Raw genomic sequence first — 15,542 nt, 5'->3', positions numbered from 1 at the left:
TTATGGTAGTTTTTCTCTACCTTGACGGTTCTTTCTTTTATGAAGGAACCTTGTACTTCGTCTCTTTCGACACGAAACACAACGCTCCCGCACTCTGTTTCTGCTCTCTTCTCTTGTCAAATAACTTTCACATTTTTGGTGGCGGGGACAGGACTTGAACCTGCGGCCTTCGGGTTATGAGCCCGACGAGATACCAACTTCTCCACCCCGCGTCATAATGTGGTGAAAGGGGTTCTACATGTCGCTGATGAGACTGTCAAGCAACTTCATTCATTTTTTAAAAAAATATTTAAACGCATGAATTTTTAGCAAAAAAAAGGTTTCAACACAAAGTTGAAACCTTTTGCAGATAGATATCAATATCTGATTATTAATTAAGCATTTTTAACAACGCCATGCAATTTTTGTTTTAGGAAATTAGGTAATGCAAAAGCACTTTTATGTATATCCACATTATAATACTTTGTCCCTTTTTCAATTGCACGCGCTTTTTCAAAGTTTATATTTTCAAATGGGTGCAAATCGTCGCTTGCAAATCCCCAAGACCAATAACCATACGGATATGATGGTATTGTCCCTACCATAGAGTAGACCGATGAAAATGCCTCTTTTAAATTCCCATAAACTTTTGCCAAATCAAATTTATTTTCCCAAGGAGATTCACATTGCGCCATCACAATCCCACCAGGAGTTAAAATACGTTTTACTTCTTTGTAAAAATCACCTGAAAATAATCCCACACCAGGTCCTATTGGATCTGTGGAATCTACTATAACTATATCAAATTGTGCAGAGGCACTTTTTTTAACAAATTCAACGCCATCACCAATATGAACTTTTGCTCTAGGATGGTTCAGGCCAAAAGCTAGAGCTGGAAAGAACTGTTTTGCAGCTTCAACAACTTCGCCATCAATTTCACAAAGCACAGCCTCTTGAACACAGTCATGCCTTAATACTTCGCGCAGAGTTCCTCCATCACCTCCACCAATGACAAGAACTCTTTTTGGATTAGGATGAACTAATAAAGGTACATGAGAAATCATTTCATGATAAACAAACTCATCTCTGTCGGAGCACATCATAAGACCATCTAGTGTTAATATTCTTCCAAACCCCGTAGATTCAAATACATCAACTCTTTGAAAAGGACTTTGAACGGAATGAAGTACTTTTTTCACATGTAAGCCAAAAGAAACTTCATCGTTATGACGTTCTTGGTACCAAAGGTCTAAAGGTGAAGTTGTGTCAGAATCAGACTCAAGAGCGTGTGGTATTTTTTTAGAAAACATTTATATTTCCTTTTGAAGTTAAGGGCGAGGAACCAATTGAATCCTTTGCTAAAGCCATTAGCACCAATAAATTAACGAGTCCACAAAAATGAACGAAGGCAAATTATCAAAAAAAAATCCGATAGCAACTAAAATAGTTAACTCACAGCATGAAAATAATTCACATAATTCCACTCTTCAAGATACTCAAGTTTTAAGCAAATCTTCTTATTTAAAAGATGTCCGATTAACTATCGTCGGTGGTGGCGGCATAGCTGCCATAGAGCTTCCGAAACTAGCAAGAGAATTGAGAAGACAAGGTGCAATTGTACAATTTTTTGTAACTGAAAATTGTTTAAAATTTATTGGTTTAGATAGCTTACGATGGGCAAGCCAAGAAGAAGTAATCATTCATCCAACTGGGCTTGCAGAACACATTTGCACAGCAGATGCTGTCATAGTTACTCCTGCAACTGCTGATTTAATTTCAAAATCTGCAAATGGAATTTGTTCTGATGGGGCAACTACTTTAATTCAAAGTGCGCTAGGATTAAAAAAGACAATTATTTTCTGTCCGACAATGCACGAAAGTTTAGGTTTTTCTCCAATAATTGAAAAAAATAAAGAAAAACTTTCAAAATTAGAAGCTGTCTATTTTACTGAACCAAGAAAAGAAGAAGGCAAAGATAAGCTTCCATCTGTTGATGAATTAACAATTAATATTTGCCACATAATTAATAAAAGAAGATTCTTTTATAATAATGAAAAAAATATACTAATTACTTTAGGTGGAACGAGAGCTATGCTTGATCCTGTGCGTTGCATAACTAACCTGTCTACAGGCTCGCTTGGTATAGAAGTCGCTAAAACATTTTATGCTATGGGAACACATCCTACAATTTTGGCAGCTAATACAAACAAAGAAATTCCAAATTTTGACTCTGAGAATACCATTCATCTTCCAGACTACAATGATATGTATGATTATATTAAAGAATTAAAAGTATCGAAATATGATGCTTTTATAAACCTTGTTGCAGGTTCTGATTTCTTACCAAAATCAATTTCACATTCAAAAATTTCTAGTAAAAGTGAAAACCTAAGAATTGATTTCATCAGAGCAAAAAAAATTATAGATCTTGAGCATTTAAAAAAAATACCCTTTAAAATTGCAGCCAAACTTACATCTGAAAATGAAAAAGAAGGCATTCAAATTGCTAAAGAACTTTTAACTAACAAAAACTTAAATGCAGTTTTATACAGTAATTCAAGTACAACTTGGAATAAGAAGAAAGAACACTCTGGAGTTCTTATAACAAAGACAAATGGACATATCTCTGAAACAGGTGTAAAGGGGAAAAAAGAAATGGCAAATCAGTTTTATGCATCATTTAAGAAATTTTATGATGACAAAACTGACTAACTTTTTTACTATTCACAGAAATTTAGGAATTAAAGTTATGACTTTTGCTCAAAAAAACTCAATATCTTCAACTAAAGATCATTTTCAAATATTTCGAGCGATTTATACTTGGACAAATGTAGTTTTACTTTCTATTTTTTTTGCATCTTTGGTATTAATCTGCTTTCCATTTGTTTATTTTTTTGATCGAGAAAGACATTCTCTGCACTGGATTGCCATAACTTGGGCCCTAACAATTGGTAAAATGAATCCTTGGTGGACATTTGAAATTAGAGGAAAAGAAAATTTAGCCACCATTGGTGAACCTGTAGTTTATGTCTCTAACCATCAAAGCCAAGCAGATATTTTAGCGATATTTATGCTTTCAACACGATTCAGATGGCTTGCAAAAGCATCATTATTTAAAATTCCTCTTTTTGGGTGGGCTTTATCTGCTGTTGGATATGTTCCTGTAGTAAGAACAAGTAAATCAAGTGGTGAGAAAAGTATAAAACTTTCATCCATGCATTTAAAAAGAGGGACACCAATGTTATTTTTTCCAGAAGGAACAAGAAGTAAAACTGGTGATTTGGGTGAATTTAAATCTGGAGCTTTTCGTTTAGCAAAAATGCTAAATGTATCAATTATCCCTATTACAATTTCAGGTTGTTCAGATTTACTTCCTAAAGGATCATTGTGTCCTAAATATTCAAAAGTAATTATACATGTGCACGACAAAATTGAGCCAGCAAATTTAACAGCTACAGAGCTAATGGAAAAAGCTAAATTAACAATTAGTTCAAAATTATAAACAGGAAGTTATGCAATTATGAATTTTAAAATTTGTACTCTATTTTTCATCTCTGCAACAACATTATCTGGTTGCCAATCGTACACTCAAGAAAACTCAAATATTCGAAATAATTTATATAGTGGTAAAATACCAGAAGCAACAAAAATGCTTGATGAAAGTTCTTTGGCAACAGAAGCGCGCAACTTTGCTTTATTTAAAATGGAGAAAGGAATGTTACTTTATCTCCAAAGTGATTATCAAAATGCAACAAAAAATTGGATACAATCTGATCAAAAACTAGAAGATTTGTATACTACAAGTATATCTAAAACAGCGGCTAGTTTTATTATAAATGACTCAATTACTGATTACACTGGTGAGTCACATGAAAAAATTCTTTTGCCTATATTTTCTTCCATAGCTTTTTTTGCTAATGAAGACACCAATAATTCAATCGTAATGATTAGACGAACAAATGATATTAAAAAAGCAATGGATACTGATGATATTGGAAAAAATCTATATAAATTTGATATTTTTTCGAACTACTTTTCAGGTCTTGTTTACGAGACCAAAAGTGAATGGGATAGTGCTATTATTGAATACAAAAAAGCAATAACTAATATCCAACTAAATGCACAAAACTCCCATTTTAAATCAGCTGAATTACAAATTTCGAAAGATTTAGGAAGACTTGCTGAATTTAGAAACAGAACAGATATATTAAAAGAAATTAAAGCAAAATTCCCAAATTTAACATGGGAAAATCATCATGATTTATTAAAAAAAGCAGAAATTTTTGTTGTTTATGAATCTGGCAATTCTCCTATTAAAGTACCAAAAGAAATTTTATTCCCTACAGATAGGACCGTTGTAAGAATATCTTTTCCTGAATATAAAGACATTCAATATAAAAGTAAAATTTCTGAAGTTTATGTGAACTCCAAGTTAGCTGGAAAAACAATATTAATGGAAGATATTGGAAAAATGGCTAAACAAGCTTTAGATGATAGAAGAGTTAGAGATGTTGCTAAAATGGCTGCGCGCGTTTTAGCAAAAGAAGTCGCGGCTAGAAAACTCGGAGATGAAAATCCATTAGCAGGTTTGGCTGCAAATGCATTTGGCGCAATTACGGAAACTGCAGATACACGTAGTTGGACAACTTTACCAGATACGTTACAAGTTTTTAGAATATCTATTCCAGCAAATAAACTAACCACTGTATCAATTAAACCCGAATATGGTATGCCATTAGAGCAAAACTTTACTTTACCAGCTAATAAAAAGAAATTGATAAGACTAAGAACTTTTAATTAACAATCACATTTTCAAGGTAACAATTTATAATGACTTCAAGTAATTCCAAATATCTATCATCATTTCAATTGTGGATTCAACAAATTGGAATATGGCCAAGTCAGTTTTTTATTTTTTTGATATCTGTCATTATTATTATTCCACTTTCACTAATTTTGCTTTGCGTAACTTCATTTGTTATTCAAACAATAAATTCTGCTCCAATGGATCTTACTTGGTCCAGACTGCTTGGCGATCAATTAGCACTTTGGATTACACCTATTGTTGAAGGCACACGTTTTGAAAGTTCTATTCCACTATCGTTTCAAAAAGAATGGTTCACAATAATATTTTTAATAGTTGCATTTATTTACGGTTTTCTTAATTTTTATAATGAATATTTAATCAGACATTTAGGCGAAAAATTAGCAAAAAAATTAAGGTCAGATATTGCTGAAAAATATTTATCATTAAATTACCAATCAGCAAAAAAAGTAGATGCAGGACTTTTATCCTCTATGGTTGGAGAAGACATCAGAGAAACACAGCAAACTTTTACAAGACTTGTCAGTAGTATTATTAAAGATGGGTTAACTTCTTTGATATTATTAATTTGGTTAATTGTACTTGATGTTCAACTTTTTATATTGTTTGTTACTGTATTAATTCCAGCAGGAATAGTTTTACGTATTACAAGCAAAACTTTGAAAAAACTATCTAGACAGGGATTACAATTTGAAAGTGAATTATTAAGCGGAATTCTTGAAAGAATGCGTGGCTGGCAAACTATTCAAGTTCACAAAGCAATTCCTTATGAGATTATAAAATTTAATAAAATTAATGATAAAATATATCATATATGGAGAAGGGCTACTCGTGCTAAAACTTTGGGAAGCCCTTTAGTAGAGTGGCTTGGAACTATTGCCGGTGCATTTATTATTATTGCAGCTATGCGAAAAATTTCAGATGGCTCACTAGATAGTAATATTTTTATTAATTTTATGCTAACAGTTGCTCTTTTATCAGATAAAATTAATAGAATGTCAAGCCAATTAAATTCTACCCGCAAAGGAACAGATGCTTTACATAGAATAAAATTCTTTTTATCAGATCATACTTTGGAATCAAGTAATCATTTACTTCCCGAAAAAAAAGAAGAATTAATTTCAATAATCGATTCTGTAAAAATAAAAAATTTAACTATTGCAAACCATCCTGCTAGACCACTTGTTGAGAATTTAAATGTTATATTAAGAAAGGGTTCTCTATTAGTTATAATAGGACAGTCTGGTGCAGGAAAAAGTACTTTTATAAGAACTTTTTTAGGAATACAACCTATTTTAAATGGAAAAATATTAATAAATGACATTGAAATTAGCGAAGAATATTATAAAAAAATCGCTAATAAAATATGTTTTATTCCTCAAGATCCATTTATCTTTTCAGGTTCTATCTTTGAAAATATTATTTATCCACAAAAAATTACAATCCCTTCAGACCAGCAAATTTCTGAAATTAAAAATGCGCTCACTTTATCATTATTAGAAAAAGATATTTTTTCAGATGTAAATGGTCTTTCTGGAGGGGAAAAACAACGCTTGATGTTTGCTAGAATTTTCTACAACCAACCAGAATTAATTATTATTGATGAAGGAACAAGCGCTCTAGATAATATTAACGAAATTAAAATAATTGAAAATTTAAAATGTCATGTCCAAAACGCAATTACAATCGTGATTGCCCATAGACCTGCTATTAAAGAATATGCTACTGATATATTGGATTTTTCACCATCAAAGACATCGCAAGCCAGCAAAGCTTTTAGCGATCCATCAGTAACAGAGGAATTAATATGAATGCAGTTTCATCTATTATTTCTGGTAAAAGAACCATTGGAACAGATCTTTTTCCTTCAATTAACCCAGCAAATAAAGAAGATACTTTAGCTATATTTGCAAATGCTAGTAAAGAAGAATGCCGTGAAGCCTGCCATGAAGCAAAAAAAGGTTGGGAAAATTGGAAAAAAACTCCTGCACCTATTCGGGCAGGAATCATAGCAAATTTTGCAAAGCTAATAGAAAAAAATAAAGAGCCATTAGCACAAATATTGACCCGAGAAATGGGTAAACCTATCAAAGAAGCGCGTGGAGATATTCAAGAAGCAATCGACACATGTTATTTTTTTATTTCAGAGGGCAGGCGTTTATATGGGCAAACAGTCCCGAGTGAAATGCACAATAAAGAATTATATACATACCGTAGACCTCTTGGTGTTTTTGCCTGCATCACAGCCGGAAATTTTCCCTTTGCCGTTCCTAGTTGGTACTTTATACCAGCTTTAGTTTGTGGAAATGTATGTGTTTGGAAACCATCAGAAGATACTCCTTATTTATCTATGATTTTTGCTGAAATGTTATATGCAGCAGGAGTTCCAAAAAATGTTTTTCATGTTGTTTTTGGTTCAGGGGCAAAAACTGGAGCAGCATTAGTTTCCTTAGTTGATGAAGGATTAATAGATAAAATAGGTTTCACCGGAAGTACCGAGGTTGGAAAACAAATCGGCGAAATTTGTGGACGTAATTTGCAAACTCCTTGTTTAGAGCTAGGAGGAAAAAATCCTATGGTAGTAATGCCCGATGCCGATCTAGATCTTGTAGTAAATGGGGCTCTATGGGCTGGTTTTGGTACTGCTGGACAACGTTGCACATCATTAGGTAATTTAATAGTTCATAAATCTATTAAAGAAACACTTACAAAAAAATTGCTAGATAAAGTTACAAGTATTCAAATTGGAAATCCTTTAAATGAGAATATTTTTTACGGTCCCATGATTAGTGAAAAGTTTTTGAAAAAACATATAGATAATTTAGAAAATTTAGTTAAACCTCACCATAAATTAATTACGACAAAAAATGGGCGCATAACAGAAACAGTAAAACCTGATAATTTTTCAGGAAATGCTAATTTAGGGTATTATGCATTTCCAAGTATTGTGGATAATGTCTCATCTGACGATGCTATCTTTTCGACTGAAACATTTGGTCCTATTTTCAATATCCTCACTTTTTCTGATTTAGACGAAGCTATTTACTTCGCCAATAAATCTGGTTATGGGTTAAGTTCAGCTATTTACACAAATAATATACAGGCTGCATATCGATATAGAACAGAAATTTCAGCTGGTATGACAAGTATTAATAACAGCACAACAGGTGCAGAAGCGCATCTTCCCTTTGGAGGAAATGGAAAAAGCGGTAATGGGAGTAGGCAATCAGGTATATGGGTTGTCGACCAATTTACTAAATGGCAGTCTGTTAACTGGGATATGAGTGGTACTTTGCAACTAGCCCAAATGGATACTCACTACATAAATCCAACAGATTACACTGTTAAAATTTAATCTCCTCTTTATTTTTAATTGCCCCAAAAGTATTTTTTGACTATAAAATATTTTGCATAGGGAGTGAGTATAATGCCAATTTTTCAAGATTTAAAACAGTATGTCCGTTCAGAAAATGCAAATGACCGTTATATTGCTATCGAAAAATTGGTAAAAAATTCTCAATCATGGCAAGGAAATTTGCTTATTTGGCAAATCATGGCGCTCATTCCCACGCAAGAGGAAAAGTCTAAATTAGCATCCTCGCTCTTACTACCTAGTACACCAAGTAGTGAATGGGCAATTATTTCTTATTTGCTCTTAAAAGAAACGAATCCAAGTGTATTAAGCAGTTGTATTATGGCACTAGCAAATTCAAAAATCTCATCTTTCGCAAGCAGAGTAAAGGATTTACTCGAGAAGCAACCACAAGATAATGAGATTATTTTCTCAATATATCATTATATTGAACAAACTTTGGATGAAAGATTTTTATTCTCCCTTGAAAAATCAATACATGATAATTTGCCTGACTTTATTCTTGCAAAAGGCTTTAATGCTTTTCTTAGTTTAGGATATGTTTCTAATAAAGCGATTAAAATAGCTGAGAATATTCTGGAGCAAGAAGATAATTTAATTCTTAAAAAAAATTCAGCAATTTCTGCTATACTTTATTTAGGCTTTTCTTTACAGATTGAAGAATTAAATAATATATTATTCAATAAAATAAACAAATTAATTAATACAGATATAAAGAGAATATATCAATTAATATGTAATCAAATTACTATTTACCAAAAAGAAAATTTTAATATTATTTCTGCTAAAAATTTTTTTTATAGTAACTCAACAAATATATTTCCAAATTTTATAGGTTTTAGTTGTTTTAGTAAAAATATTTTAGCAGAAGCTTTGAAAGAAATTCTGGCGACAGAAACTAATTTTGAAAATTTATTAAAAATATTAAGTACTATATTAAAATTAAAAGATCCTATTTTGACAAATATTTTAGCACAAGATTCCAAAATTGGCTTAGTTCATGTGGAAAAAATACCTCAATCTGTTTGTAAAATATGGGGACTTTTCAAACCTTATAATTCAGAAATTTTTAATACCTCGATAACAAATCCTCAAAATTTTAAAGTTTGGCATAAACTATCAAATGATTTAAATTTTACTTTTTTAAATTATGATTGTTTTTTTGCAAAAAATAGTGAATGGCAAAATTTATTTGAAAAAACTATCGATATAGATTTACTACTTGCTCAGGTATTTGCCTTAGGTAACATTAATACAAATAAATATAATTTAAAAGATTACGCAGTAAATGAAAAAATTGTATTAAATAATATTAAAATATTTCATAAAAAAAGTGGAGAAATAAATCATAGCACTTATGATAGTTATGTTGATAAAATTTACTCAGCTACAATAGGTGGTAATTATTCGCCATTTTTTATGAATGAACTTTATAAAACAATCCCTTTTTCAGGCACGAGTTGGGCTTTTACAGCTATAGCATTGAGTGCTCCTAAACTAGACTTACATACAATTAGTCTAGCAATACAAAGCGAATTAGAAACAATAAGAAATACTTTAATAAATGGAAACATGGAAAAAGATGAATATATTTTAGAGGTTACATCACGTTTTCAATCCATTTTAGTTGGAGCTAATCAATTTAGAGTCCCTATAACCCAAAAAACATTAGACACACTTAAAGAAATTTCAAATTTAATCCAATCAATATTAGATAATACAACACCACAGATTGAGGAAGAAAATGACACAGATTATTCTGATTGGACTGGAAATTTTTATAGTGATAGGCCAATTATGCGTTGGGGAGCAATTCTCCAAGTTTGTTTAAATTCTAATCTTAGTGCCGAAGAAAAAGATTTCTATGAAAAATTTATCCGAGAAGGTTTACGAGTTGCACCGCATGTAGAAAAAAGATGGATAGTTAGAGCTCTTGTAAAACTAGACACAGATGATGCAATTAAAGCTATTTTATATCAAGCTCTTCAACATATCGATATTGATTTTGTAGAGCATACTATTATTGAACTTTTAAAATCAAAACACCCTAGAGCACATCAAGCATTAATTCGTTTAATCTCTAAACCTAATATTTCTAATGAAATTAAAATTAAAATAATTAATGAAATACCTTTAATAAATCCCGAAGAAATATTACAAGAATTTAAAACACTTCAACTTATGCGATTAAATGAAAAATTAGATCTTGCATTACAAATTGCTATAAAAAAAATATCTCTTTCAATTCCTCAACAAATTGATAATTCTGTAAAAAATGAGCAAAAAATATCTTCGCAAGATATCGACTTTGTTATTAAATCATTTATTCCTAATTGTGATCCCTTATCGATTGATTCTAAAAGTGCATTAAGAACTGCAGAAATGATCTTAATCCAATCAAAAGAATGGGGGAATGAAGCTGTAGATTTAAGTCCTATAGTTAATATGCATTGTAAAGCGGTTGAATTAACTATGCGAGATACATTTGAAGCTTATACAGATTCTATCATAAGAAAAGGAGAATTATCTAAAAAGTTAGAATCAATCGGTTATGGAAAAGGGGTGGTTGAAAAAATGACCGCGTTTGAAGAATATATTGCTAATCTACCAATTATTCGAACCGTTCCTTATTTTAGTAAATTTAAACTGCGCAAAATGTTGCGAGCAATATGTTTATACAGACCTGGTAAACGTTTTACTTTAGATGGTCCAAAAGCTTTTGCATTATTACTTCTCGTTGCTGCCAGACAAGAATGTCAATTTCAGTTAAATAAAATTATTTCTTTAAATTTTTCTGATGATAATGAGCTTTTTGAATTTATAAAATTAGTTCACTCCCTCCAAGATAGTCGAAATCGTGCCGTGCATGAGGGCTTGACATGGGAAGCTCGTGATGAAATTGAAACAATGCGTAACCAAGCCTATAAAATCATTTCAACTTGCCTTACAATAGGAAGAAGCCTAGAAGCCCAAACTCAGTAAGAGGGTAAATCCCCTAGCGGAGACATTAAAATGGGATTGAGGGTACAAACGAATATAAGCTCAATCAACGCACAGAGGAATTTAGCTGTGTCAACTCTTGCATTGGCAAAACACACAGAAAGAGTTGCAAGTGGTTATCGCATAAATAGAGCAGCAGATGATGCTGCCGGACTTGCAATTTCTGAAAAACTACGTTCACAAGTTAGAGGTCTTGTTCAAGCAAAACGCAATACTCATGATGGGATTAGTTTAATACAAACCGCTGAAGGAGGATTGAACGAAATATCAAATATGCTGATAAGATTAAAAGAACTTTCAGTTCAAGCTGCTAGTGATACAATTGGGGACTTAGAACGAGGCCATATACAAAAAGAATTTGTAGCCCTGAAAGATGAAATTGATAGAATTGCCTACTCAACTGAATTTAATGGAACTCGTCTACTTACGGGAGCAGCAGAAATTCCACCTGTATTAAAAGAAAACAGCAATCCTCCTCCATTAGAAATTCAAGTAGGAGCCTCATATTATCAGGAGGTTGATGACCTTTATACAGTAAGAAATCCAACACATATTATCAGAATTAACTTAGAAAAAATCAATGCTTTAACTGGTGGTGAGGGCTCACTGGAAATTGGTACCGCAACTGATGAAGAAGGTACACGAGTAGACAAGAAGATATATGCTCAACGCAGTATGATTCGTTTGGATAAAGCAATAGATAAAGTAAATGAATATAGAGCTATTTTAGGAGCTATCCAGAATAGAATGCAGTATGCAGCAGCAAATACCGGTATGACTATAGAAAACTTAGAGGCAGCAAAATCGCGCATCAAAGATTCTGATTATGCTGACGAAAGTTCACAGGTTGTCCAGCAAACCATTTTACAAAAAGCTGGAATTTCAGTTCTTTCTCAAGCTAATCAAATCCCTGAAATGGCTTTAAAGCTTTTAGGTTGATTACTATTCATTATTTCGCTAAGACAAATCCACAGAAGAATTTTAGCTTCTGACTTACAAAAGGCTTTGTCTAATTATGTTAAATACACCCCAGAGTACGACCAAAATATTCATTCAAGATGTTACCTTGCTTGATTGTGCTATTTTATATCCTAGTACAGGTCCTCAAGGAAAAAGCTGGTACGTTGATGTTACTTGGGAAGGTAAAAAAGATAAAAATGGAGTTCTTTTTGATTTTAGTCTAGCTAAAAAATCAGCTAAAAGTACTATCGATCACGAATTTGATCATAAATTGCTTGTTAAACCGAGTAGTATCCGTTTTCAATCCAATTCTCAACTTATAATTGTTGCTGGTTTTAAAGAAACTGAACAAGATTCCATTTTTGCTATAAATACGTACAGCAATTCTGTAAGAAAAATATCAAGAGAAACATTAATATCTTTAGACAAAGGAGACGTTTCTTTATTAGAAAAAGAAATTTCTCAATCAATTCTTCGAAATTCTCCTGAAAACGTAACTAACGTTATTGTTAAATTAAGACCCCATGAACATCATACCAAAAGCAATTACTTCAGCTATACCCACAGCTTATGCCATCATTATGGTAATTGCCAAAGATTTCATGGCCATAGCAATATAATTGAAGTGTTTAAAGATGGAAAATTTGATGCTGATAAAAGTAATTTTGTCGCTAAAAAACTGAATCATTCTTATATTATTTCAAGAAATTATTTAGAAACCAATTGGAATTCTAAACTAATTCATGAATTAATAGAACATTGTCCTGAAATCACTGAATATAAAGATAAATTATTGGTTGCTCAATATAAAGGAACACAAGGAGAAGTTGCTGTTATATTACCAAAAGAGTGCGTTTTTTTATTAGAACAAGAAAGTACAGTAGAAAATATAGCAGAATTTATAAAAAGTTTATTTCAAGCAACCGATCAAGATTTAGAAATACGTGCATATGAAGGTTTAGCAAAAGGTTCAATCTGTTCTTAAGAATTAAAGAGAGTAAATGACTGCTACTTATTTAGTGAATGAAATATATTCTTGCCTCCAAGGAGAAGGACCTAATTGTGGAAAACCTTCCTTACTAGTCCGTTTTCAAGTATGTAATTTGCGCTGTATATGGTGTGATACTCCTTATACTCATACTATTAAAAGCGATCCTGTTGATAAAAATAACTTAACAAAGGGACAATTATTTAAGCGCTATACTTTAAATGAACTTCTCGCAAAGATAAAAGAATATCCTCAAAAGCACCTTATACTATCGGGAGGTGAACCTACGCTTCATAATTTAGGAGTTTTACTCCGAAGCTTAGGAAAAGAATATACTGCTGAAGTTGAAAGTAACGGAACTCGCATTCCACATATGCAAATTAAAAATTTCCTTGCCAGTGATTATTCATTATTACAATGGAATATTTCACCTAAATTTAGTAATAGTGGTGAAAAAATAGTTCCAGAATCTTTAAATCATTGGTCTGAGTTATCTAAAAAGCAGCAAAATATTTTTTTTAAGTTTGTAGTAAGAAAAGCGTTTAAAGAAGCTGATATTGCCGAAGTTTTAGATATCGTTGATAAGTTTTCACTAGATTCAAATAGAATTTATTTAATGGCTGAAGGCATTACCGTTGAATCACAATTAGCTAATACATGGCTACATGATGAATGTTTAAAATATGGCTTTAACTACACTCCTAGATTACATATTTTATTATTTGGAAATAAAAGAGGAGTTTAAACTAATATCCTAAGTAATTTTCAATCCTTTAAAAATTTACAAAAAACTTAATAATAACAATATCTAATCCTTAAAATTCTTTCTAAATTTATAATAAATTAAACCGATAAAGCAATATTCATATAGGAGATGGTATGAAAAAATTTATATTTATTATAATTGCTCTTCTCTTTATAATAATTTCAATGACAGCTTATCCTCAAAAGATTTTTATTATTTCAGATATAGATGACACTATAAAAATCACAGGTGTAAAAGCTGGGACTAAAGAAATGATTGAACAAGGTTCCAGATCTAGAGCATTTTTTTCGATAGATACTGTTTATCAATTATTTTATGAAAATGGACTAGGTTCCAATGGTCCAGATAGAGAAATATTTTTTGTATCTGGAGCACCTGGTCCTGTAGGAAAATTATCAACATATTTTTTGAAAAAAAATGAATTTCCTTTTCCTTCAAAAGCATATTTTCTGAACAAAAAAATTGGTGAAAAAACATTAGATGCAAAACTAAATGCAATTACTCCTTTAATTGAGGGAAATCCAAATTCAACTTTTATCTTAATTGGTGATAATGGTGAATTTGATCCTGATGTTTATAAGACATTACAAGATAAATACGGCGCAAGATTAGTTGTTTTTATTCATTATGTTTATGCTGCTACAAATCCAAATATTGTTAATTATTCAACAAGTAGTGCCAGACAATTATTTGAAATTTATAAAGGTCAAACACCTTACTTCACTGGAGTCGATTTAGCTGTTCAATTTTATCGTTTGGGATTAATTTCAAAAGAAAATTTATTAAAAGTCGTCAATGAATCTTTGCAAAATATAGATCCTATTTACTATAATAATATTAAAAATGAAAGTAACTATTCTGCAGAATATTCAAATAATTATTCATTAAGACATAATCAAAAACTTTTTTATCAAGAATGGATGACCGGTTGCAAAGGGTATATGTCTTCAGAATGGAGCAACTTAGTAACACCTTTTATTCAAGAAGATTTAGAAATTATTTCTAAAGCAGAAAGAATTAAATCTATAATTACACAATTTAAGGGATGTGAAATATCAACTCCTTGATAGTAATTCATAAATTTTATTAAAATAATAAAACAATAAATCCAAATTAAATTTATCTAATATTAATATTTACATTTTTTAAACCATATGTTACTTAAAAAGTAAAATCAAACCAAAGGAATAATATAATGAAAAAATCTCTCATTACTGCTAGTTGCTTATTTTATAGTTTTTTTGCTTTTTCTGAAGAATTACCTATCTTAACAAAAAAGGAATACACAGGTTATGTTGCACCGGGGTATAATTCTGCACATATTTGTGAAATTTATGCTTCTAATAAGGTCGTTATTTCTAACACTTATGGACAATTTAATTATTCCATAACAAAGTCAGTGGATTTATCTGGAAATTATAAAAATATGCTTGAAAATGCTGAACAAGGGCCTTTTAAAAGCTATACATATCCTATGGATGTAGGAAGCTTAATTTATGAAGGTAATATATTACAAAATAATGGCACATATAAAAAAGTTAAACTTGGTACTAAAATGGGGAATAATTGGAGTATTGAAAATCAATCTGTTGGTGCATATGGCTTAAGACTTGCATTGGATGACCTGTGTAAATAATTATAGAAGAGAAAT

General features: G+C 31.2%; 12 protein-coding genes and 1 tRNA gene. 11 read left to right on the top strand and 2 right to left on the bottom strand.

Features of this window, described 5'->3' with window-relative positions:
* Positions 1–136: 136 nt before the first annotated feature.
* Together GOY08_RS15465 and speE are read right to left on the bottom strand one after the other, a co-directional pair.
* Positions 137–212 (bottom strand) — tRNA-Met (locus tag GOY08_RS15465).
* A gap of 162 nt (positions 213–374) precedes the next feature.
* Complete coding sequence (speE, locus tag GOY08_RS15460) at positions 375–1,289, bottom strand: polyamine aminopropyltransferase (protein ID WP_158999834.1); 915 nt, start codon at positions 1,287–1,289, stop codon at positions 375–377.
* 88 nt (positions 1,290–1,377) lie between these two features.
* On the opposite strand from speE, the gene GOY08_RS15455 reads away from it, so the two are divergent.
* The 11 genes from GOY08_RS15455 (at position 1,378) to GOY08_RS15405 (ending at position 15,527) form a co-directional block, all read left to right on the top strand.
* Complete coding sequence (locus GOY08_RS15455) at positions 1,378–2,691, top strand: phosphopantothenoylcysteine decarboxylase domain-containing protein (protein ID WP_158999833.1); 1,314 nt, start codon at positions 1,378–1,380, stop codon at positions 2,689–2,691.
* A complete protein-coding gene (locus GOY08_RS15450) occupies positions 2,672–3,481 on the top strand; it encodes a lysophospholipid acyltransferase family protein (RefSeq protein ID WP_158999832.1) in 810 nt (269 codons plus the stop codon). The genes GOY08_RS15455 and GOY08_RS15450 overlap by 20 nt, the downstream gene beginning before the upstream one ends.
* An 18-nt stretch (positions 3,482–3,499) precedes the next feature.
* Complete coding sequence (locus tag GOY08_RS15445) at positions 3,500–4,780, top strand: COG3014 family protein (protein WP_158999831.1); 1,281 nt, start codon at positions 3,500–3,502, stop codon at positions 4,778–4,780.
* 29 nt (positions 4,781–4,809) lie between these two features.
* A complete protein-coding gene (locus GOY08_RS15440) occupies positions 4,810–6,615 on the top strand; it encodes an ATP-binding cassette domain-containing protein (protein WP_158999830.1) in 1,806 nt (601 codons plus the stop codon).
* Positions 6,612–8,159: an aldehyde dehydrogenase family protein gene (locus tag GOY08_RS15435; protein ID WP_158999829.1), complete on the top strand. Its 1,548-nt coding sequence runs from the start codon at positions 6,612–6,614 to the stop codon at positions 8,157–8,159. The genes GOY08_RS15440 and GOY08_RS15435 overlap by 4 nt, the downstream gene beginning before the upstream one ends.
* A gap of 72 nt (positions 8,160–8,231) precedes the next feature.
* On the top strand, positions 8,232–11,159 hold the full coding sequence (locus GOY08_RS15430; protein ID WP_158999828.1) for a hypothetical protein: 2,928 nt from the start codon (positions 8,232–8,234) through the stop codon (positions 11,157–11,159).
* Positions 11,160–11,189: 30 nt separating this feature from the next.
* On the top strand, positions 11,190–12,116 hold the full coding sequence (locus tag GOY08_RS15425) for a flagellin N-terminal helical domain-containing protein (protein WP_158999827.1): 927 nt from the start codon (positions 11,190–11,192) through the stop codon (positions 12,114–12,116).
* Between the two features lie 76 nt (positions 12,117–12,192).
* A complete protein-coding gene (locus GOY08_RS15420) occupies positions 12,193–13,122 on the top strand; it encodes a 6-carboxytetrahydropterin synthase (protein WP_158999826.1) in 930 nt (309 codons plus the stop codon).
* A gap of 16 nt (positions 13,123–13,138) precedes the next feature.
* Positions 13,139–13,870, top strand: a complete 732-nt coding sequence (locus tag GOY08_RS15415; RefSeq protein WP_158999825.1) for a 7-carboxy-7-deazaguanine synthase QueE — start codon at positions 13,139–13,141, stop codon at positions 13,868–13,870.
* A 134-nt stretch (positions 13,871–14,004) separates the two neighbouring features.
* Positions 14,005–14,958 carry a phosphatase domain-containing protein gene (locus GOY08_RS15410; RefSeq protein ID WP_158999824.1) on the top strand — a complete coding sequence of 318 codons (954 nt, stop codon included), beginning with the start codon at positions 14,005–14,007 and terminating at the stop codon, positions 14,956–14,958.
* 128 nt (positions 14,959–15,086) lie between these two features.
* Entirely contained in the window at positions 15,087–15,527 is a 441-nt protein-coding gene (locus GOY08_RS15405) for a hypothetical protein (RefSeq protein WP_158999823.1), read from the top strand.
* Positions 15,528–15,542 lie beyond the last annotated feature (15 nt).

The sequence above is a fragment of the Pigmentibacter ruber genome, assembly GCF_009792895.1.
GTDB classification, from domain to species: Bacteria; Bdellovibrionota_B; Oligoflexia; order Silvanigrellales; family Silvanigrellaceae; genus Silvanigrella; species Silvanigrella rubra.
This window is presented reverse-complemented; position numbering and strand designations above follow the sequence as displayed.